The organism is Eubacterium sp. MSJ-33 (assembly GCF_022174665.1).
Classification (GTDB): Bacteria; Bacillota; Clostridia; order Lachnospirales; family Lachnospiraceae; genus Coprococcus_C.
This window is the reverse complement of record NZ_CP076562.1, coordinates 2,281,944-2,303,711: the sequence shown is the minus strand read 5'-3', so window position 1 is coordinate 2,303,711 and position 21,768 is coordinate 2,281,944. Positions and strand designations below refer to the sequence as shown.

The window sequence follows — 21,768 nt, the reverse complement described above, 5'->3', positions numbered from 1 at the left end:
CTCTTTTGATAGTCTTTTTTGCAATTGTGAAACATTCCTGCGCCTTCCAGCAGTTGCACACAATTATATAAAATGTACGGATGGATGAGTTTGTACTGACATGACAAGTCAGCCATCCGCTTGCCTTCTTTTATTCTTCTATAACGAAACTACACACGGAAACGGCGGTTTAGTTCAAGTGTTGTGCTTCGCCCACCGATCACGAAGATTCCGAAGAGCTGGACGAGTACGGTGAATACCGCAACCAGTGTCAAAAGCTTCCACGTGACAACCTCCAGACTGACTAACAGTAACTCGACGGCTGCAAGCAGGGTCAGTTCGAGCTGCGGCATAATATAGCTGCGCCAGTCACGGCGACGCACCATCATGAATACGAAGATTGTAATATTCGTCACAATCACGACAACCGGAATTCCAATATTGACCGACCAGCCTTCATAGCCAAGAGAAAAATCGACCGCAAGCACAAGTACCGCACTGATTACACCCTGAAATATGATTTTCTGCTGCTCATCCGCAAGCGGCTGTGCGGTAAACGTAAATGTAAAATACAGATACGCAATTCCTGCAAGGCTTACCAGTGACCAGCGAACACCATGATAGGTCATATAATTTACAATACCAAGCACGATCACACCGACAACCACACAGAACGTCACGATGCGGATTGCCAGGCGCATCCGCTGTTGCTTCGGAAACATGTCCGGATAGACCGGCTGTACATGTTCTGTCTCCGATAACGCGCCCTTGCAAAGCGGGCAGATCAAGCTGTCATCCTTCACTTTTATATTACAGCGATTACATTTACTCATAATATACTCCATTCGTCTCAACAGAGACATCAATTCCATCTTCTGCAAGCTTGCGGAAGAATTCCTTCTGCGCATCCACTTCCCGTACTGCCGAACTGAACGTGAACACCAACGTATCCTTATATGACACAACTGCCGCCTTCAGATTCTGATTCTTCGACATGGACAAGATTGCATACAACGACTCCACATACGTGTCGTACGGACTTGCCAGTTTCACTAAACCAAGGTTCGTCACACAGCCGGAGTTCGCCTTCGCAGACATCTGATAGATGATCTTCATCGCGATATTCTTGATAAAGAGCGGTGTTGCACGCAATGCCTTGTTCTTTTCATTTGACACATTGTAAGCCATGATTTCTTCGAGATGTTCCTTCGTAATCTGGCTTTTCAGGCTCTCTGCCACCTGTGCCAGCACCTCTTCAAATGTATAATCTTCCCGCTCTGCACGGAACATCGCCGACACGACCGCGAAAAAATTCTTCGTTGTAGCAGACCCATAATACGGCCGCAGATTCACCGGCACACATACCGCAAGCGGACGCCGATGCGGAATACTATGCATATATCCTTTATACACCGACCACGCAAATACACCAAGCAGATACTGATTGACTGTCACTCCATACTGCTTCGCCACTCGCTTGACGTCCGGCAGATGCAGATAACCGTGCATGATTCCGAAATATTCGCGCGGGAACATCTCTCCACGGATCACAAGTGCCTTCTCCGTCTTGTAGCTTTTCTTCGCCGGGCGCTTATAATGCTTCAGATAGCTGTCCTCACGGTCGACGGTCGTCTCCTCATGCAGTTCCATCCGGTCACTATTTCCAATCTCCGGATGCACCAGCCGCAGATACTGATACACAAGTTCCTTCAAGAACATCAGCGCACCATTTCCATCTGTCAGAGCATGAAAGACTTCCAGACTGATCCTTCGTTCATAATATAACACACGGAACAGATATTCCCGGTTCAACAACGGATTAATATACTGGCAAGGGCACATGTCCTCCTGCATCACACGCGGTGCAGGGTTCGGGTTGTCCTCAAAATAATACCAAAATGCACCGGTCTTCATACGCACATGCATAACATCAAAATACGGGAGCACCATGTCAAGCGCCTGCTGCAGTTTTTCCGGCTGGATTTCTTCCGTCAGTGTTGCCGCAATCCGATACACATTACTTGATTTGCGGCTGGCAATCACCGGGAAGAGATTCGCAGTATTATCCAGCTTGTCAAACCTCGCTTCACGGATTCGTTTGGGCTGTCTTTTTACGGTTTTTGTTTTTAAAGATATCTGCTTCTTTTCCGTCTTTGCTTCTACCTTCGCCTGCATTTTCTGTTCTGTATTTTTATTTGTTGATTTCTGTTTTTCCTTACTCATTTTATTCAAGCCCCAAATTCATCATTTACCTGCATGCATTATTTTGTATTTATGCTCTACATAACTCTATACACTTCCATATATTTTCGCTCACAAAATCATACTAAGAAAAAAAGCGGGCTGACATATCGTCAACCCGCATATCTCCAAGCTACTGATCGGATTCGAACCGACGACCTATTCATTACGAGTGAATCGCTCTACCAGCTGAGCCACAGTAGCATGACAACCACGCTTCTATTCACATAGAAACCATAGCTGCATGTGATACTCTACCACACTAGCCCAGATTTGTCAAAGCATAAGTTGACTTTGTATCTTTTAATTTTGACACCAACTGTTTATCATCTGTCAGAACCAATATCTGCTCGGATGATATTTCCTCTAAACTCGCAAAAAATCCCTGCATCTGTGCATCATTCATCCGTGGCAATCCATCAATTATAAGAGGCATATTTTCACGGCACATTCTTGCTGCAATGCCAACACGCACCGCCAACCGCACAAGTGGGAAATCTTCTGCCGTAATCTGCGTAATATCTGTAAATACACCGTTTCTCCGAACCATCAACCGAAACTTCTCATTAATTTTTGCATCGTCATACAAACCGCCTGTCACACGCCGCATGATATCCGCCATGTGATCATTGATAATGTAATTCCATTTATCCACATACCCTCTCGATATCTCCTGAATCGTGTTGATTGCAAGCGTAGTCGCATAGATCTCACGCTCGATTGCCTGTTTTCTGCTCTCTGATACACGAATCTCTGCCTCTAATTGCTCCTTCTGTTTCTTCCGCTCCAAAAGTTCTGTCTCTTCTGCCCGCAGATCTTCTTTCAAATCCATATATTTCCGGGCAAAACTCATGTCAATCTCGACATCCTCATATGCCTCATTTTTCCGTTCCAGTTCATAAACAATTCGCTTAAATTCTTCCTCTGACGGTGCCTGATTTTCACCATCCAACACACCTTTCCGGTGCAGGCCATCCACGATTGTCATCACAACAAACAACGCCGTACATACTACAAAGAGCTGCCGAACACCGGCATCAAACGGAAGAATATACACAAGCGCCGCAATCACAGCTATAACCAGCAATCCGGTCAAAGCAATCATCCACCAGCGATCTGTAAGCTTCTTCGGCACCTTATAATCCTTCAATAAATCTGCGTCCAGAAATATACTGTTTTCCTGCAGGGAATCCAAGTGTTCATTCAGTTCATCGTCTTCCTCGTACTTCACGCCCTTTTCTGTATCAATCAATCGTCTGGCTTCGCGCTTCCGCTTCGCTGTCTCGATTGCAAACGCTTCATCATTATCGGCAATCGCCTTCCGCACATTCTGCAACGCTTCCACATCACCATCGTACTGTTTTAATTCTTCTTTCAATTCCGCAATCTGCTGTTCTGGCTCCGTTACATCCAACGAGTTCTTCTGCTCACGCAGGATTGCAAGTGCTCGTCTTTTATCCAGATCAGCAGACCCAGTTGTAGCCAGATTCGTGACAAATGTATTCAGTGCCTCAGCTTCATCTTCGCTGGCTTTCGATTGACGAATATACAGAGCATCGCTAAATGTCTTTTTGTCCATGTCTGTCAGTGATTCATACAGGCTGTTTTTATGCTTAAGCCTGCCAACACGTCCATTCTTCACATTTAATACCTGCGTTGTCATATTATGCTTACGGAAGCTGCGCTCCACCAGATATTCGTCGCCATCTTTGATTATATACGCTTTACCGGAAAATTCCCGTCCATCCACAGGCTTATGCCATGCCAGATCCTCATTTTCCGTCTCCGGAAATGAACCTATTCCATACAACATTGCATATTCAAAATCCGCAACCGTACTTTTACCCGCATTTCTGGCGCCATATATAACATTGACACCAGAGTTCAGATTGATCTCCCGATTATGAAATTTTCCAAAATCCTTTAATAAAAGTTTACTAAAATGCATTGTTATTTATCTCCTGCGCCAAGCAGAGCTTCCATACAATAGTGCATTGCCTTATTGCGAATTGTCTTATCTCCGTCTTTCTTGCTATCCGACAACTCGTCCATCAGCCTGCCGAGCAGATTATCGTGATTCGTCACATACAGTTCTTCCATATCGTAATCACATTCTGTCTTATCTATTACTTCATTGATACAATAGCGCCGTGTCAGCTCGCTCAGATTTATCTCCATATTCTGTGCCACACGGCCGCGGAGCAGGATTCGATAAATATTGTCTGCTCCCAGCTCCTGCATCTTGCTTTCTACAAGATTACAGATATCCCCATTCGTATAGGTTGAATTGAGATCCATCGCCATATTCACATATTTTCGACATGCAAACGGAACAAATGTAATCGTTGTCTCACCGGCGGTTGTCACCTCTCCTAAAATATAGCCATGTTTTCCCGTTTCCGTATAAGAGAGCGGTTCTAACGTTCCTGCAAACGCCATATGATTCTTTAGAATATGTGCCGGCTTATGCATATGTCCAAGCGCCACATACTGAAATCCAAGTTTTGCCACATGTTCCTTGGAAAACGGCATATGTTCCATATCGCCACCATGTCCGAGCAGAATATTGTACGCATCTGCTCTGCCCGGACGCATACGTTCCAGAATTCGTCCTGTATAAGTCGCATGTCCGTAACTATATCCACTGACGCAGACATTCAAATCTTCAAAATAAACACTTGCAGCCTGATCACGCGGCATCACAATAGCATTACTTTCAAACGTATATGTCTCCCATGCAGAACCGGGATCTATATAGTCCTGATCTCCGGCAATAATAATCGTCTTTGTATTCGGAATTCTCCGAAGCTGAAAATCCAGATCCTTCAAATCTTGTTCCGTAGGCTTCGTATAAAACAGATTTCCCGCAATCAACAGTAAATCAATTTTCTGTTCTTCGCATACATCAATCAGACGATGAAAGGTACTGTAAATCTCCTTCGCCCGCACATCACTCCAGATTCTTCCACGATCTGGCTGTGCACCCAGATTGACATCTGCTATATGTATGAATTTCATAGTGTCACCTTGCCTCCATGCAAGCTCTCATGCTCCTGCGCCAATTCCTGATATAAGTCCAGCACATTCCAATGAATGTTATGTTCTGTCACAACTGCCCGATACACAATCTGTGGCATACCATCTTCCTTACATGCCGCCAGAAACCGATTCAACAACCCATCCGAAAATTCTGAAAATATTATCATCGGATCCGGCAGATCTTTCCCTTCATACCAGTCTCCGGTCTGTTCAAATCCCGGTAATCCGGCATGACAGCCGACCGGCTGTAAAAAGCGTTTCCGCGCAATCTTCTTGCAGGAATATCCCAGACGCAGGCCAAGTGCCTCTAACTGTCTATGCTGTTCCGCCGGAACACTATATAAGAGTATCGTTGGCATCACATCCGCCTCCATTCCCACATTACATACTTCTGATTATTTTATCGCATCGGTACATTGAAATCAAGCTTTTCCAGAAATTCACGGTAGTTTCACAAAACAAAGGACTGTCCACTATTTTTGTGTACAGTCCTTTCATTCAATCATAAGCAATCCAATTTCCTTTACTCACTTAATTCATGAATATTCTTCGATAATCTTCTCAGAGAATCCACAATCTGCGAGCTTGCCTGCCCCATGCCATCCGCCAGTTTCTGCACTTCAGATGCAACAACCGTAAATCCACGTCCGGCTTCCCCTGCACGTGCCGCTTCTATCGCGGCATTTAAAGCAAGGATTCTCTGACGGCCGCTAAAGTCCTCGATCTTCCGTGTCTTCTCGCTTGCATCGTCAATATATTCTACGCACTCCTGAATGCCCGTCTGCAATTTATCCAGCAAACGCTTATTCACCGCGGAAGTATAAGATGCACGTACAAACATATTGATTACATCGCCAAGCAAGGTTGCTGCTGCCTCAATTTCTTCCCTTGTCTTAACATTCACCTTGTGCAATGCCCGGACATAGGCCTCTGCATCGATACCAAGTTCTCCCGCCGTCTTCCGGAATGCATCGTCATCCGGATGTTCCGGCAGCACCTGTCCGCCAATCACACTTCCCAGCACCGTTCCGTCATCCAGCGTAATCGGTATTCCGAAATCCACCAGTCCTGCATGGCAGGAATATACGCCCTTTCCTTCCCGGTCACACTTCTCGCAGCGTCTGCGTCCTTCTGCACTTCCACGAGTCAGGTCAATACAAAACTCTGTAAAGTTGTAACACTCACTGATGTACTTTCCGTCGGCCCCGACAGCCACGGTTGCAAGCCCGGTACTTGTTGCCCAGTTTTTCATGATGTCTTCAAATTTCTTCATGTCACAGAAATCTTCAATACGGATCATATATTTACCACCCCTTCTCTCATGGCTTCGCCATCTTGTAATATTATACAAATCAGTATATCATTTTTGGTGGTTTTTTACAATCTCAATCAACGTTCCATGTGTGCATATTTTTCTTTCGTCGCAAGTCCTCCCCGGATATGGCGCTCGGACTTGTTAACATCTAACACCTTCCTTGCCTCGTGTGCAAGACGCAGGTTGATCTGCTCTAGGCGTTCTGTGACATCTTTATGTACGGTTGACTTCGAAATACCGAACTTCCGCGCAGCCTGTCTGACCGTTGCCCCCTCCTCAATGATATATTCACCGATTTCAAGTGCCCGTTCTTCAATGTAATCTCTCAACTATACAAACCTCTGTTTGACTGTTTGTACAGTGTATGAAGATGGTTACGGTAATATGATACCGATTGCTCCTGAAGTTTTTATGCGTATTGTTACAAACCGAAAAGCCTCAGAAAAACACTACCGGCGTATTGAACAATTCGCACCTAAAACAGGAACCGTCAGGCTTCTACGCCTTACCGAAAAACAATATCAAAATATTTATATGGTGTCCGCGAAACTGATTATCAAGGAAAAACAGTTAGTAGTAACTGTCATATTATGTTATAATTTAATATAAGCAAGGAACAAATGACTACATATTGTGTATATGATGGTTTGTCGCTACTAGATATAATGGTTGAACACCACTCCAAAAATAGTGTATCGTTCAACTTAAAAGTTGATGAGGATATGCAACAAAGCAGAGATTGAAACGCAGAAAGCGATGTTTTATCTGCAACAAAAAGAAAATGAGGAACATGGATTAGAGTAATATGAGTCCGCTTTGCGAAAAGTAATCAGGGAAACGGAGGACAATTCTATGACAGATAACACAAACAAAGGCTTTTGGGAAAGAATGGCAAGAATATATACTGCATTTATGTCAAAAAACGATACTGCTTATGGGCAAATCTGCAAACTGTCAGAACAGTATATAGACAGCGAGAAGTCTGTCTTGGAATTGGCTTGCGGAACGGGACAGATTACCTTTTTAATGGCAGGAAAATCCGGCTCGTGGGAAGCAACAGATTACTCGGAAAATATGATAAAAGAAGCTGAAAAACGCAATCAAGGCGAACACAAATGTGAACAGCTCCGATTTTGTATGCAGGATGCAACGAATTTGACTTATGAAGATGAAAAATTTAATGTTGTCGTGATTGCAAATGCTTTACATATTATGCCACAACCGGAGAAAGCATTAAAAGAAATTCACAGAGTTTTGAAAAAAGACGGAATTTTGTTTGCTCCTACCTTTGTTTATGAAAGGGGCTATCCCAAATTGCCGATATGGCTTATGGAAAAAGCCGGGTTTAAAACCTATCATAAATGGCAAAGCGAAGAACTGAAAGAATATGTCGGTAGCGAAGGCTTTCAGGTTGTTGGAGCGGCATTGATAAAAGGCAAACCACTTTCGGAATGTGTTTTGGTTGCAAAAAAATCAATTGATTAAGTCGCTGTGAAATCGGGTGCAAAATAAAAATTATCAATTTATAAAATAATTAGTTGAACACCACTCCAAAAATAGTGTATCGTTCAACCTTGAGAATCGTCCGGAAAAGCAGATACAACCATTCGGATATACGGGCTATCAGATGGAGGCTGCAGGAGGATTATATTTTGCACAGGCTAGACGGTATGATGCCGGAGTGGGAAGGTTTGTCAGCGAGGACAAAATACCGGGATTTACCTCTGTACCGGATACATTAAACCGCTATAATTACTGCTGGAATCAGCCGATGGAGCATGTGGATATGAATGTTGTGGGGATAAATTTCGATGAATATGAAGAAGAAATGACTGGAGGCAAAAGAATAACACTCGTTGTTAATCCATATATGGAGATACGATTACTGACTATACAATTGCAGCAGATATTTTAGGATATAAAGTGGTTGGAGAATATTACATTACTAGACAAGATGGGAGTTGTTTTGAATGAAAAATTATCAGAAATATTTAATTAGTGTATTTTGTATTATTATGTTAATTAGTATATTTAGTTTGGGTTATCAAGTTGGAAAGAAGAAGGAAAATATTGTGAAAGGAAATAATAGTATAAAATCTGAGACAGAGATTATTGCAAATGAGACAAAAGGGGAAAAAACAGGAAATTCAATAAGAGTGGCGGGGATTCTTGCATCGTATAAGTATGTTGATAGGGATATAAATCTCGAATATTTTTATAAATTGAATAATACAAGTACATATGAACAAATTCTTGAAGAAATAGGTGAGCCTAACGGTCAGTTTGGTTCGGGAATAATATATCAATATTACGAAATTGATAATAATTTGTATGTGAGCATTTTGTTTTCAAGTAGTGAAAATAAGGGATATGATAAAATAACATTAATAAGGTTATGCACACAGGAAGAAGTATTAGATACTATATATCCAAGATAAAGTATAGTTGAACCCCCCTCCAAAAATAGTGTATCGTTCAACCAATAAGCATCCAGACCTTTGTATTATGATTTCACTTACGTACTTTCTTACTCTATTATCCCTTCCGCTCCACATATCTGGCGATTGTCGCCTTCACTTTTCCGATATCGAGTGGTTTCGATATATACTCGTTCATACCGGCATTTTTCCGGATTCTGAAATAACAGATACGTAATCCGTACATATTTATTCCATACTGAATAGTAAACATTTGCCTCAAGCTTTGTCATCGCTTCCAACAGGATATTTTGTTGCATGTTATTACACAGAATCTTTAACCTCTATTCGAATAACTACTACTTTTTCATTACAACAGTTTCTCAATCTTCTTTATTAACGCCGCCAAATTGATCGTTAACCTGCCATCATACAGACCGACCGGGATATCCGCATCAATTTCATAAATCACAGGGAAGATTTCTTTGTTGAACTCATACACCATAATGCGCTTCTGGTATGGGTCCACAATCCAGTATTCCTTCACACCGGCATCCATGTATTTGGAAAGCTTCTTTCCATAGTCGCGAAGCCGGGTGGATTTCGAGATTACTTCCAGCACAAAATCCGGCGCACCATAGATGCAGCGCACCTTTATCCGGTCAATGTCACACAAAATAACGACATCCGGCTGCAGCATCGTCTTGTCATCGCAGTCAAGCTGTACGTCAACCGGAGAGATAAACGGCACACACGGTCCATCATGCTCCAGAATAAAATTCGACACCTGACGATAAACCTCTCCCGCAATCAACTGATGTATCGTAGACGGTGCCGCCATATCATAGATACAACCATCAATCAACTCTACCCTGCGGTCTTCCGGTAACGCATAATAATCATCCAGCGTATACTGCCCCTGTACCTTCGCCGCATACGCCGTACCGGAATCCTCAACCATATCCGCATACAGGTAATCCCGGTCACTGTTTTCGAATATACGTGCCAATGCCTCAAGCGTATCATAGCGCGGTGATTTCGTCTCGCCCGTAAAAATCTTCTGCACGGTTCCAAGCGGAACCCCCGACATCTGCGACATCATGTTGTACGTGTATCCATGTTCCCGCTTCTTTTCTTTCATCTCTTCAATCGTCATATGCATCGCTCCTTTGGAATGTATTTCCGTTACCAGTTCCTTTATGCATATTATACCCGTATTTTACCCTAGAGTCAACCGTTTCGTCCGTTTGTGGGGATGTTTTTTTATACATTTAAACCACATATCATAAATGGTCCGATATTTATTCCTCCCCCGATTCCTCCGCAAATATCCGTTCAAGATCTTCTTCTGTTAAACTCATATATATCCCTAATCTACTCCTAAATAAACTGTTATAAATCTCCCATTTCTCCATCAAAATCTGACATATCCCTTGAATTGTATATATACATACAATCGTCATCATCTATATTTTCTATTCCTTCTTCACCAATACTTACTATTTGTCCCCTTAAAAAAGGATCTGAATAATCTATTGTAGAAGCTTTAATTGTTATTGGAACACCTACTATACTGTTTAAACAAGTAGTTGGTACGGTCATTCCTACCTGTAACTCTTCTAATTTTAATTCCCTATGTGTCATAGATACCTCCTTATTATATTATCCAAAGTATTTCTCTATAAGCTGATCAACACTCAAGCAAGACTCCAGTTCTTCTTTCTCTACCAAATCCATATATTCTAATTCCATACTTGCAATTACCTTATCAATTTCGTGACTGCCTATATCCTTATACTTATCAGAATAAGGATATATATAAGACTCATGTGCCAATACAGAATTCTCTATCCACATAGCAATCAATGATCTTGTGTTATTCACTCTTGTAGACAAGAATAAACTGCTCAACCATGGATATTCAAAAACAAAGGCATTTACGCAATTACAATCCAATTGCAGATTCAAACCTTTCTGCTGCCATATTCCCTTCACAAGACAACTTCCATATAATAAACATAACACATAATCTTTTTCTATCCCGGATAGTTCCCACCTCTTTTTTTCCTTATCGTATGCATATTCCAGACTCTCCCGAATATTTTTCGGTAATCCCGGAATAGAATCAAAATTTGCTTTTTCATCATTACCAACCTGATGTACATACTGACACATGGAAAAATACTTTATTATCTCGTAAATATCTATGACTGACATATCTATTTGACTGTCTCCTAAAGCAGTACACCTCAAGTAGGACTCTAATGTATCTGCCACAATATCAGTGATATTATCTAAGCCTTGCTTATCGCTAACCGTGTTCTGCATCTTTAAGTATGAAAGATATAAATCGTAGCTTGAAAGTTTTTTTACCGCTTCTGCACTAACTTTATTTAAACCTTTTTTCCAACACAATCTTTCAATATACATGATTGGCGGCAACTCGTATTCCCAGCCTCCCATACAAATATCTCTGCAAAATTTTCGTACAGAAGCACAAATACTTCCAGATAATATAAAGCAAATCTTATTTGCATAAGAAATAGTATCTGAGTTAAAATCAGCAATTAAATCCTCATTTAACTTATTTATATCATCTATGAGAATATTTTTTATACCCTTTTCTTCTAAAGATTTATATAAATCTTTAAAATTTGTTTCATACCCTAATGTACTTGCATCAATATACACTGTATTCGTTTCGTTGTGTTGTCTTAACTGTTTTAATAGCACAGTCTTTCCAATCTTTTTAGCACCAATTACACAATAACAACCTGGTTTATTTAATGCATTCTTCTCCAACGCGTTATAAATAAATCTTTTTGTTGTAAATTCCGGTAATATATCTGACATATTACTTTCTTCACTCCCTGTCAATCCTACATATCAAGTGCTCTGCAAATAGCCACAAGCTCATCAGCCTGTGGATTTACTTATTTTCAAGCATCCCCTACAATATCGCACAAAAGCCGATCTATTACTTCATCCGTAACCTCGAATTGCGAACTATCTGCCATCAGATCCTCTTCGGTTCCAAAATACTTATTTGTAACATAGCAGATTGACTGCACACTATTATCCCGAAAGGCATTCAGTGTTGCTTCTTCCGGTGTCGTATACCGGGGATCCAGAAATTTTTTTACGTCATCCAATTCTTCGTCCGTATAGTTATCCAGTAGTCCCTGCCTTCGCAAGTCTGCATAGGTAAATCTATATTTTGTTTTGAATGGGATGTTATTTTCAAGCACGCGATTTCCGTTGCATTCTACCGTACGATACAAACCATCATCTATTTCACATATGCCTGCTGCAAGATACTTTGCAATGCGATAATATTCCCCTTGAAAACAGATCCATCGAAATGTAATCTCCAGCTTTTTAGAATAAAAAACACTTGTACAGCCAAAAAAATTTTGTACGTTCATTTCTTTATCATGTAATACAAATTTCTGTTCCTCATATATCCTTGAAGTACCCTGCTGTACAATATTAAGACTTGCGTCAGAGCAAAAAGAATCTGTTACACATTCTCCATTCTTCGATCGCAAAAATCTGCTTTTTTTGTCTTCATCCGGTTCCAATGTAAACCATCGTTTCTGGAATTCCTCTATATCTTCTGTAAAAAAGAGTGCAGATCCTTCCGCAATAGGACAACGATTATAATCATTTAATGTAATTTTATACATGTGCCGGCTTTCCGGTTTTTTTATCATTTTGTATTTTCTCCTTTTTCCATATTACAATTCAACAACATCTTCCAATCGATGCATACGATCAACAGCATTTCCCTTCTTTATTATCCATTCTTATCCAGATAATCCATCAATTCCTTACGATTCTTTCCACTTACCGATACCCCATATACGAATACCTCTATCCCCGCCTCGACAGCATCCATCAGCCAAAAATCTGTACCAGACAACCCACAATTTACAACTACATAAATATCCATCTTCTTCAATACCGGTAGTATGTATTTTAATTCGAACAAACTAGGTTCAAACAAAACACCCACAACCGTATAATTTTTGTCATAGTCGTGATTATAAGCAGCATAAGAGTCATAAGAGTAAAGCAGTATACAACTCATTTGCAAAATAAAATGCAGATGCGTGACAAACTGCACTTTTGGTATCCACTCATCACATTCTAACAAATATCCCCCCTTATACTCAATTCCATTATCACTTAAAAATTCCTTCACAGATGGAAAATCAAAAAACATTATTTCTTCAGACTGGTAGCATACATTAGATTCTAAGCTGCTACAAAATTCATCCTGAATATTCTGATATGACGAAAAACAGAGCACACGTTTTTCTTTGTCAAAAAAAAGAGTTCCAGCATCATTATCTTTACAGACAAATAAACTCATTTTTCTACCTCCAACCTTCTCCATATTACAATTCAACAACATCTTCATATAATGCCCGATGGTTTCTATCCACCTGCCTGTCTATATGATGATGTCCAAAATACCACATCTTATATTCCAACCGTCCCTCCAAAGACATCAAAAACTGGGTAAGCTTATCGCTTTGCGGATGATGTGTACGCATCTGGCGCAAAACATCACTTCCACAGCAATGTGTCAACACATAGTCAACCTTCCATCCACATTGATCCAGATTATCCAATGCCTGTTCATATTCTTCGTTGCTTGGCAATTCTGCACTCCACCATGAAACATCTTCCAATCGATGCATACGATCAACAGAACTTGCGCCACCCATCGTAAAAAATGTGCTTCCAGCAATCTCGTACACCTGTCCGCGCATAAGATGAATCACCGACGGGCGAATCCGATGGACAAGTCCGCCATGCCAACGTTCTACAGCAAACGTATTTAACAGTTTGTGATTTTCATGATTGCCATCGATAAATAGCGTCGTAAAATTCTTCTTCTCATACCAATTTAAAAGATAATCATCTTTTCCAACATAACTTCTGTGCCGAGGCGGAATTTCATACCCCTGATTGGTCTGCTCGATATCGCTTCCTCCATACCAGCAAGCACCGAAATCACCTACGATAATCACATAATCGTCCTTTGTCAATTGTTTTTGTATCGGAAATAATCGTGTATTCAATTTTCCTATATCATTTTCACCATGTGTGTCTCCGGTTATAAATATCCTTCCCATGCAGTATTTCCTTTCTTTACCAATTTTCTATCCGCAAATCCTTTCCTTTGTATTCTACCCTATAACTTTTACAATCAAAGGAATCAAAAAGAAATGAATGTTTCATCGCAACTATCACAATCTTATCATTTAAGCTTTTCAAGTATCGAAATAGTTCATCCGTCATATAGAGATCTGCATTGTCAAACAATATTATTTTTTTATTACGGCAAGCGGATTTTATTAAATCTGTCTCCAATGAATTTTCATATGAAATATATAAAACATCAATCCCCACACTTAAACAATACTCATAAATTGATTTTATCAGGAAAGTTTTTCCTTCACCCGTAATTCCGTCCAACACCGATACACCTTCTTCAAATGTTACATCTATATGGACAAAATTCTTTTTAATATTTATATTCATCGCATTACCTCCAACTACTTTCCCGCTTGAACAATATTAAATTCAGTAAATCCAATCACACAAATCTATCTTCAAGCCAGCCAACATTATTTTCCATTTTGGTATCCGCGGCAAAATCTCCCGCATCGTGTTTACGTATTGCACATAGAATTTTTCACCGTCCCACCACGAATGCCCACGGTCGATTTTAATCACTGTACCAATGATATTTTCTGCCTTGACCAATCCAAAATCCCGGCTATCACTACTTTCATTACGATTGTCGCCCAAAACGACATATTGACCTTCTTGAAGCGTTATGGGCATTTCTAATTTACCTGCATAATTCTCTGTATTACGCACAGCTTCAATATACGCTGACTCATCCTGTACAATTCCATTCAGGATTACCTGTCCATCCTTAATTTGGACCGTATCGCCTGGTAGAGCGATACATCGTTTTATAAAATATTCTTTTCCAAATCTTATTGCGATTATATCTCCACGTTTTGGAAGTTTGCGTTTTCGAATCTCTACTTTATCTCCGCATACTATTGCAGGTCTCATAGAATATCCGCTTGTTCTAAAATATTTATAATTATACATATAATTAGAATTATATAGAATCACTATTAGCAGCACTATATACAGCACCACAAATAACACACCCATGATTACTCCTATCACATGTTCCTTTTGTTCCTCTGACATAGATTCCATTTCCTCACCTTTCCGGCACATCCACCCTAAATTCTATCCCGCACTAACATAGTTGCATATCCAAGCAGATTCTGTCCGTTCCATAACCGCCGGTTTAATCTTTTCGGATCCCGCATGGATAAACCGATTCCCCATATATGATCCCGGACTGCTGCTTCCGCGAGAAGTGCATCTCCTGTTGCCTTAAGTTTTTCTCCTAAGTCCGGATTCTGGGAATACTTTGCCATAAGTCCTTCGAAAACGAGGATCTGCCTCATTCCATTCCATACATTTTCTATGTACCCTGACACCTGTCGACCTAATTTTTTAACAAATGCCACATCATTCGTTGCAAGAATCTGCTTTGCAATTTCCGCATTGCCAAAGACAACCGCCTTTTGATGCATCATATACTGTTCCATCGAAGTGTATTTCACTCCTCTTACTTCAAAATCTGATAGATACCAATTACTCAAATATCCGTTTTCCTCATTTGGATCGTGAAATGTTATTACTCTCATCCTTTTGCGCCTCCTGTTTTTCCTTTATTTCTTCCGAATACAATGTTTAACATAGGACCACCTCTGAATTATTCATGATATTCATAGTCATTATTATCCCCTCCCAAATCTCCTGTTATCTGTATCTTAAATTCGTTAAAATCCGTATACCTTTTACCCCTATACACAATATCACAAGAATGATTTTTAGACGAATAACTGAGAGTTGGATATTCTATATATACATTTCCCTGTCTTATTAGATAAATTATCTCTTGTACATTATAAGTGCACTCTATAAAGTCAAAACATACATCCGGAGTATAATAAACATTGAGCAGGGTTTTACAACCTGTACTTAAACACTCTTTATTTAAATGTCCTATATCAGGGTTTCGGCTTATAAAAGTACTTGCACTGCCATATCTGGCTTTATCTAAATATTTTAATATCTCATTTGTTACATAATCATCTTGCAAATCCACACCTTTAAAAAATGCATCATTGCATCTTATAACTTTCATACCTTCTGGTATCTCGTCCATTTTTACATATACATTTAAACTCATCTTTTACCTCGCTTTACCGTAATCACCTTCCATCCTTACATTTGTCCGACCACTCAGAGTAACCTTCTATCAAAAATTTTTTGTTTCTTTCCATGATTGCCATACTTTTGTATTTATTTGCTTCTGACATATTACAATCACAAAGCAGGACGGATTCGGAATCCCGAATCCTGTAAACTGCTTTTTGTGTGATATTTTTTGTATTAAAAACCTCTATGACATTATCCGGTTTAAATAAAAATGCAAGATTGCTTGACACCATGTACGCATCATTCATGATTCTCTCTACCTTCTTCAATCTACTCACACTCCCATTTTCTTTCGAAAAATATCAATCGTAATATTGGTACACAGTTTTCCCGCATACTTATCCGCTTTCTGAACGATCTCCGGCTCCTCTTTTACGCAATCCTCATATACACACTTTGGCAGGTTCTTGTAAATCAACTGCAAATGCTCTTTTTGGATTTTCTCAGGTAGTATTCCTTCATCCACAAGCTTATGAAATATTTTCATCACACGCGCTTCCGTGACAATCAACCGCATATACTCTACTGCCTGCTCTCTTTCCTTAACCTTATGCGGATCCTCCACTCTCTTTCCTCGATTTTCCAGTTTTATTTCCTGAAACTTTGGATTCACATACTTTAATACATGTGGTCCACGCCCCTCCGAAAGTGCTGTCTGATTTTTTATTACGATTCCTTCCTGCTGTTCTCCATAGGATGGCTGATTTGCAAATTGTCTGCAATGCTCCCAGCTTATGAATTTCCCGGAGTAGAGTTCTTTCACATAAGGGAATCCATACTCCTCGGCAAAAGCTTTGACAAATTCCTGTGGCATCCATCCATTTGTATCCTCATTATATACACTAAACAAATACCATTTATCATAGTTGTCACGCTCATAAATCACTGTGTGTTTTACGAGCCACTCACCAAAGAATATATAATGTGGATATCGAGCAAACGGTGTTTTGTCTAACTTCTGAACATAATTCCAAAATCCCCGCAAAGGATTTTCCACACTAAGCTCATTCTTCCTGCTGAACCCTCTGAGAACTCCTTTTGCTTCATCATATCGGACACTCGCATTTGCCCCATCGATTTTCTCGGTAATGCTGATTATATCCCCCGCTTGAAAAGCACCCGTGTTTTTGGGCAACGTCAGATTATTATCTACGATTTCATCCTGTTCCCGCACCCTCTGTATATCAATGTATTGCTTCATACATGCATCCTCCTATTCAATCGTTCTCGCTATTTTAATAATCTGTTCGCCACAGAAATATCCAAATGCATTTCCAATCTTATCAACGATTTCTTTCTCCTCTTTCATGCAATCCTTTATGACTGCTCCCCGTACGCGCCTCAAAAGATCGTCATCTTCCAGTTTCTTCCAATCCGACGGGAGTTCTCCATCCTCCACCAGTTTGAATAAGATCTTCCGAACTCTAGCCCCTGTAACAATACTTGCGGTCAGATCCATATAATTTTTCTTTTTTTCTACCCGATCTACATTTACCGTTTTTATCTTCCCTCGTGAATGTCTTGTCTCCTGAAACTCTACATCGACAATCTTGATATAAAACTGCTGCTTATCTGCATTTAACCGGGATTGATTTTTTACCACGATTCCTTCTCCCTTTTTCCCTCCAAGTGCAGTTTTACCTACAAATGTCATAAGATGCTTCCAAGACTGGAACTTTCCCTCATAAAATACCGGTGCATATGCAAATCCACATATTTCCGCCAACTGTTTCACACGATCCTGCGTCCAGTAACAACCATCTTCCATCACATCAAACACATAAAATTCTCCATAACGCTCCGCCGGATACTCACAATGATGCGGAACCAGCCATTCTCCGTATATATCCAGATCATAAAACTGTTCCGGCACCTGTCCGAAATGATTGTTGCACCAATACCAGAAGCCCTGCAAATGGTTCTTTTCGTTCAAAATATAGTTATTGCCATAGCAGGTAACGCCATCTTTTGTCACATGAATATGACTGTTGGAACCGTCAATCTTCTCCTGAACCACAATGTCATCTTCCTCAGAAAACATTCCAAAGAACTTGTCTGCATAACTCGGGATGTTCATAAACGGATTCTCATACCGATGCATAAATGGCTTTCGCTCCTCATTCATTTTCGCAATTATCTGCATACATTCTTCTCTTGATAAGCCCTTCATATCGTGTTTCTTCTTTACATCAAAATATGGAAAATACACATTATCCTTTAATTTTTCATACATTTTTTCACTCATTGTTTTTTCCTCCATACCTGTTATGATTCTGCCTGTTCTTTCATTTGTCTCTCCAGTTTTCGTTGAAACTGACTTGCAACATTCATCAAATAGATATCACTTATATACAACTGATTCAAAGAATCCGCATAATCACCATATAATGTACATGCGTCAGTCAAAGCCCGAAACACCTGATCAAAAGAATATTCCTTTTGCCGGCGCATATGGAAATACAGCAGACGTTTAAACCATGCAAGCTTTTCCACAAAGTCATCAATTTCTTCCACGGAATCATAATTTTTCACATCGGACTTTTTATTCATTTCTATCCGAAAGAGCTGTATTGTTGCCATAATTGCCACATCACAGGTAAATCCCTGTGGATATATATTTTTGTCCTTGCAATCCATGCAAGTCCCATAAATAGCAAACAAATTTCTCATATATAGCTTCACCAACTCCGGCTCCTCACAGGAGATGAACTGCAAAAGCAATTCCTCTGCCTGTTTCTGCGAAATACTGTTTTTTTCAATATACGCAGCCAATACTCCCGAATCCTGCAATCGTTGCATGTTTTCTTCTACAAACAGTTCATCAAACTCCATCAGTGTAGCTGCCTGCCAATCATCAAATGCGATCATATCTGTATACAGATCAGGCATATTACTTCTCATATAAGGAAGGATGTATCTCCTGAGCTGCAAACCATATTTATCCGCCAGTGTAATTCCCATATCCTGAATACAGTTTCTAAACTTCTTTGCATCTGTCTGCTTATACTCGTTGATTTCCTCATATAACATCTGAAGAATCTCCGGAATGTTTTCTTTCCCTTTCACAATCATATGTCGATTGGAAATCAGAAAATGAAGCAAATGTGCCGCCTCTTCTCCTGCATCTTCATGCAGACATTTATATCCTTTTGACAACAAAGCTTCTGCATCACTATACTGTCCGGCTCTGCACAAATCTGCAACCGGATAAAACTGTCCATATAAGACAGCATCCTGAATTGTATCCAAATGAACAATCTCGTTATAATCAGATCTTCTGTGTAATAATGTCATTGTTTTGGTCTCCTTTTCATTTTGATTTTTTCTTCTTAAATCGACGTCTGTTTCAGAAGTTTGGTTGCCATTATAGTTACCACCTTTTCGGATGTCCAGATGGTTCTAAAAATATTTTCAGCTTACTTGTAACCTGATTTTTAATGGTTTGTGGACAGCGTTTGTTTATTAGGGCAAATTTGGTTTTGGTTGCAAATGAGTTTTTGTTTATTTGGACGAAAATCTGATTGGTTTGATTTAGCGTTTGATTGGTTGTGGCAGCGTTTGTTTATTTGAACGAAATTTTGTTTTGGTTGTCTGGGAGTTTTTGTCTATTTGGGCAAATTTTTATTGATTTAATTTGGCGTTTGTTTATTTGGGCAAATTTTACATTTGTTTGTGACTAGGGTTTTGTTTATTTGGGCGAACTTTGATTGGTTTGAAAATAATCAGTTGCATATGCAAGAAAATAATTGCTTATACATAGATTATAAAATTTTTTGTAAACAAAAAAGTCGTACACAGGACATATATTTACTCCTATGCACGACTTCCTCTTCATGCTGTTAAAGCTGTATATTTCCATATAAGACCAATTGAGATTTCAACAGATCATATTATCATATCAACTTTCTTTCCAATTCTGCTCTTTTCTTTTCCAGTTCCTCTACACATTTACAATACTCATCATAATATTGGCATTCAATATTGAGAACATCACGAATATATTTCATACTCTGACTGATATATTCATCAAACTTTTTTGTCCAGGAAAAAAAGTCCATATTTTGACTATCAGGTACTTGAACCGGTATCGTATAAAATCTATTAACCGTATTATATTTACTAATACTATGTGAAAAATTATTGATATCCACCTCTTTTTCCAAGATTGGGAAGATAACCCCTGCTGCGCATCCATTTATAGATACCATATCTCTAAGTGCCTTATCATAATCTCCCAGCAGATACTCCCCCAGTTTTTCTGTGTCTACAGTTTTGCCCCAACCTGGCTTAAACTTTGCGTCCATAATCATATATGGTTTCTTATTTTTATTAAAAAACACATAATCCGGTCTTGTAGGCTGAACGTATTCCCATTTTATCTTATCCCGCGTATATCCAAACACCTTTATTTCCTTTTGTGCTTCTACCCGGATATCCTTTTCTATTTTTCTTTCAATTTGTCCTTGAAGATAATCCTCCCATAAATCCGGCAAATAAAAAAGAATTCCTTTCGTTTCTTCCATATCACCATCAAACAAGGAAATTGCTTCTTCACGTAAAATCCTGATACATATTTTTCGCAAATCCTCGTATTCTGTATAATATGGATGTGATATTTCGCTTAAATTCTTGGCAATCAATTCACTATTACTGTATCTGGTTCCTCCAATTTCTATACGTAAGGAATCAATTATAGATTTCATTTCAATATTGTTATCAAAATTATCTGATACAATCTGATAATACTTTTTCTTCAGATAATCATATGCTGCAACAATCAGATGATTCAAATAATTATTTACGGTGTTCTCTCTGTACGCATATGCTATTTTCCCATTATGCTGCCCCAGGTTTAGCTTTATATGTCTTGCAATATCAATGCTGCCCTTTAGCCTGTCATCATTTTGTTCAAATCTTCTATAAGTTCTATAGAATCCTTTCAGATACGCAGATTGTAATTTGCTTTTAAACCAGAACAGCAATAAATAATCAAATATTTCTTCCTCATTGCTTGGCACCATATCAGAATTAAACTGAATTTTGTTACTTAAAAGGAGCGTAGACAGAAAAAATGGTTTATCCTTATCCATTCTGGATTGAATTTGAAGTGTGATATTACATTTTATTTTTTCGCCCAACTGAAGTTCTTCTATTTCAGTTTCTGTAAAACAACGTGTTGTATCAAATTCAACTTTCCTTTTTTTTAATACACCTACCATGCCGCAAAAATATCCGCCATTAAAATAAGGATCATATATCTTGTGAGGTGAATTTATAATAATCTTTCTATCATTTACATCGTCCAAGAAAGCACATAATAATTTGTGTTCCCACCCGGTTTTCAAATTCTCTATCCATTCCATGTCATCAGAACTTACGGCTGTAACCTCTGCAAAATCCACAGGTGAATAATCCTGTCCTTTAAAAGTTATATCTATTTCTTTCATA

General features: G+C 39.4%; 27 protein-coding genes and 1 tRNA gene. 4 read left to right on the top strand and 24 right to left on the bottom strand.

Annotated elements, in window-relative coordinates; translation table 11 throughout:
* Positions 1–149: 149 nt before the first annotated feature.
* From KP625_RS10805 to spoIIID, 8 genes are all read right to left on the bottom strand, one after another.
* Positions 150–812 carry a DUF6320 domain-containing protein gene (locus KP625_RS10805; RefSeq protein WP_238297816.1) on the bottom strand — a complete coding sequence of 221 codons (663 nt, stop codon included), beginning with the start codon at positions 810–812 and terminating at the stop codon, positions 150–152.
* Positions 805–2,202: a hypothetical protein gene (locus KP625_RS10800; RefSeq protein WP_238297815.1), complete on the bottom strand. Its 1,398-nt coding sequence runs from the start codon at positions 2,200–2,202 to the stop codon at positions 805–807. Before KP625_RS10800 ends, KP625_RS10805 begins: the two co-directional genes overlap by 8 nt.
* 149 nt (positions 2,203–2,351) lie before the next feature.
* Positions 2,352–2,424, bottom strand: a tRNA-Thr gene (locus KP625_RS10795).
* A gap of 58 nt (positions 2,425–2,482) precedes the next feature.
* Entirely contained in the window at positions 2,483–4,168 is a 1,686-nt protein-coding gene (locus tag KP625_RS10790; RefSeq protein WP_238297814.1) for an ATP-binding protein, read from the bottom strand.
* A 2-nt stretch (positions 4,169–4,170) separates the two neighbouring features.
* Complete coding sequence (locus tag KP625_RS10785; RefSeq protein WP_238297813.1) at positions 4,171–5,238, bottom strand: metallophosphoesterase family protein; 1,068 nt, start codon at positions 5,236–5,238, stop codon at positions 4,171–4,173.
* Positions 5,235–5,618 carry a DUF3783 domain-containing protein gene (locus KP625_RS10780; RefSeq protein ID WP_238297812.1) on the bottom strand — a complete coding sequence of 128 codons (384 nt, stop codon included), beginning with the start codon at positions 5,616–5,618 and terminating at the stop codon, positions 5,235–5,237. Before KP625_RS10780 ends, KP625_RS10785 begins: the two co-directional genes overlap by 4 nt.
* A 164-nt stretch (positions 5,619–5,782) precedes the next feature.
* The gene (locus KP625_RS13630) at positions 5,783–6,559 is read right to left on the bottom strand and encodes a PocR ligand-binding domain-containing protein (protein WP_305000013.1); all 777 of its coding nucleotides are present in this window, start codon (positions 6,557–6,559) and stop codon (positions 5,783–5,785) included.
* Between the two features lie 89 nt (positions 6,560–6,648).
* Positions 6,649–6,903 (bottom strand): sporulation transcriptional regulator SpoIIID, encoded by a 255-nt coding sequence (spoIIID, locus tag KP625_RS10765; RefSeq protein WP_177969395.1) that lies wholly within the window; start codon positions 6,901–6,903, stop codon positions 6,649–6,651.
* 55 nt (positions 6,904–6,958) lie between these two features.
* Between spoIIID and cas2 the strand changes: the two genes are divergently transcribed.
* The 4 genes from cas2 to KP625_RS10750 all read left to right on the top strand — a co-directional run bounded on the left by cas2 (position 6,959) and on the right by KP625_RS10750 (position 9,012).
* Complete coding sequence (gene cas2 / locus KP625_RS13690) at positions 6,959–7,183, top strand: CRISPR-associated endonuclease Cas2 (protein WP_370641444.1); 225 nt, start codon at positions 6,959–6,961, stop codon at positions 7,181–7,183.
* 243 nt (positions 7,184–7,426) lie between these two features.
* The gene (locus KP625_RS10760; protein WP_238297811.1) at positions 7,427–8,059 is read left to right on the top strand and encodes a class I SAM-dependent methyltransferase; all 633 of its coding nucleotides are present in this window, start codon (positions 7,427–7,429) and stop codon (positions 8,057–8,059) included.
* A 142-nt stretch (positions 8,060–8,201) separates the two neighbouring features.
* On the top strand, positions 8,202–8,489 hold the full coding sequence (locus KP625_RS10755) for an RHS repeat-associated core domain-containing protein (protein WP_238297810.1): 288 nt from the start codon (positions 8,202–8,204) through the stop codon (positions 8,487–8,489).
* A gap of 55 nt (positions 8,490–8,544) precedes the next feature.
* Positions 8,545–9,012 (top strand): hypothetical protein, encoded by a 468-nt coding sequence (locus KP625_RS10750; RefSeq protein ID WP_238297808.1) that lies wholly within the window; start codon positions 8,545–8,547, stop codon positions 9,010–9,012.
* Positions 9,013–9,109: 97 nt separating this feature from the next.
* Here the strand turns inward: KP625_RS10750 and KP625_RS13585 are convergent, their stop codons facing one another.
* From KP625_RS13585 to KP625_RS10675, 16 genes are all read right to left on the bottom strand, one after another.
* Positions 9,110–9,238 carry a hypothetical protein gene (locus tag KP625_RS13585; protein ID WP_255731571.1) on the bottom strand — a complete coding sequence of 43 codons (129 nt, stop codon included), beginning with the start codon at positions 9,236–9,238 and terminating at the stop codon, positions 9,110–9,112.
* A 123-nt stretch (positions 9,239–9,361) separates the two neighbouring features.
* Positions 9,362–10,147: a Uma2 family endonuclease gene (locus KP625_RS10745; RefSeq protein WP_238297805.1), complete on the bottom strand. Its 786-nt coding sequence runs from the start codon at positions 10,145–10,147 to the stop codon at positions 9,362–9,364.
* Between the two features lie 236 nt (positions 10,148–10,383).
* Entirely contained in the window at positions 10,384–10,635 is a 252-nt protein-coding gene (locus KP625_RS10740) for a hypothetical protein (RefSeq protein WP_177981078.1), read from the bottom strand.
* Between the two features lie 18 nt (positions 10,636–10,653).
* Entirely contained in the window at positions 10,654–11,844 is a 1,191-nt protein-coding gene (locus KP625_RS10735) for an AAA family ATPase (RefSeq protein ID WP_238297804.1), read from the bottom strand.
* Positions 11,845–11,930: 86 nt separating this feature from the next.
* Positions 11,931–12,704 carry a hypothetical protein gene (locus KP625_RS10730; RefSeq protein WP_238297803.1) on the bottom strand — a complete coding sequence of 258 codons (774 nt, stop codon included), beginning with the start codon at positions 12,702–12,704 and terminating at the stop codon, positions 11,931–11,933.
* A gap of 83 nt (positions 12,705–12,787) precedes the next feature.
* Positions 12,788–13,366: a hypothetical protein gene (locus KP625_RS10725; RefSeq protein ID WP_238297802.1), complete on the bottom strand. Its 579-nt coding sequence runs from the start codon at positions 13,364–13,366 to the stop codon at positions 12,788–12,790.
* Positions 13,367–13,391: 25 nt separating this feature from the next.
* A complete protein-coding gene (locus tag KP625_RS10720; protein WP_238297801.1) occupies positions 13,392–14,135 on the bottom strand; it encodes a metallophosphoesterase in 744 nt (247 codons plus the stop codon).
* A gap of 16 nt (positions 14,136–14,151) precedes the next feature.
* Entirely contained in the window at positions 14,152–14,544 is a 393-nt protein-coding gene (locus KP625_RS10715; RefSeq protein ID WP_238297800.1) for a hypothetical protein, read from the bottom strand.
* Between the two features lie 42 nt (positions 14,545–14,586).
* Positions 14,587–15,234 (bottom strand): signal peptidase I, encoded by a 648-nt coding sequence (lepB, locus tag KP625_RS10710; protein WP_238297799.1) that lies wholly within the window; start codon positions 15,232–15,234, stop codon positions 14,587–14,589.
* Between the two features lie 35 nt (positions 15,235–15,269).
* Positions 15,270–15,743 carry an NADAR family protein gene (locus tag KP625_RS10705; RefSeq protein WP_238297797.1) on the bottom strand — a complete coding sequence of 158 codons (474 nt, stop codon included), beginning with the start codon at positions 15,741–15,743 and terminating at the stop codon, positions 15,270–15,272.
* A gap of 68 nt (positions 15,744–15,811) precedes the next feature.
* A complete protein-coding gene (locus tag KP625_RS10700; protein ID WP_238297795.1) occupies positions 15,812–16,291 on the bottom strand; it encodes a hypothetical protein in 480 nt (159 codons plus the stop codon).
* 22 nt (positions 16,292–16,313) lie between these two features.
* Positions 16,314–16,589, bottom strand: coding sequence for a hypothetical protein (locus KP625_RS10695; protein ID WP_238297794.1), 276 nt, complete (start codon positions 16,587–16,589; stop codon positions 16,314–16,316).
* Positions 16,590–16,594: 5 nt separating this feature from the next.
* A complete protein-coding gene (locus KP625_RS10690; protein ID WP_238297792.1) occupies positions 16,595–17,521 on the bottom strand; it encodes an RNA ligase family protein in 927 nt (308 codons plus the stop codon).
* Positions 17,522–17,533: 12 nt separating this feature from the next.
* On the bottom strand, positions 17,534–18,565 hold the full coding sequence (locus KP625_RS10685; protein ID WP_238297790.1) for an RNA ligase family protein: 1,032 nt from the start codon (positions 18,563–18,565) through the stop codon (positions 17,534–17,536).
* A gap of 20 nt (positions 18,566–18,585) precedes the next feature.
* Positions 18,586–19,614, bottom strand: coding sequence for a hypothetical protein (locus KP625_RS10680; protein ID WP_238297788.1), 1,029 nt, complete (start codon positions 19,612–19,614; stop codon positions 18,586–18,588).
* A gap of 599 nt (positions 19,615–20,213) precedes the next feature.
* A complete protein-coding gene (locus tag KP625_RS10675; RefSeq protein ID WP_238297787.1) occupies positions 20,214–21,767 on the bottom strand; it encodes an McrC family protein in 1,554 nt (517 codons plus the stop codon).
* Position 21,768: the final 1 nt, after the last annotated feature.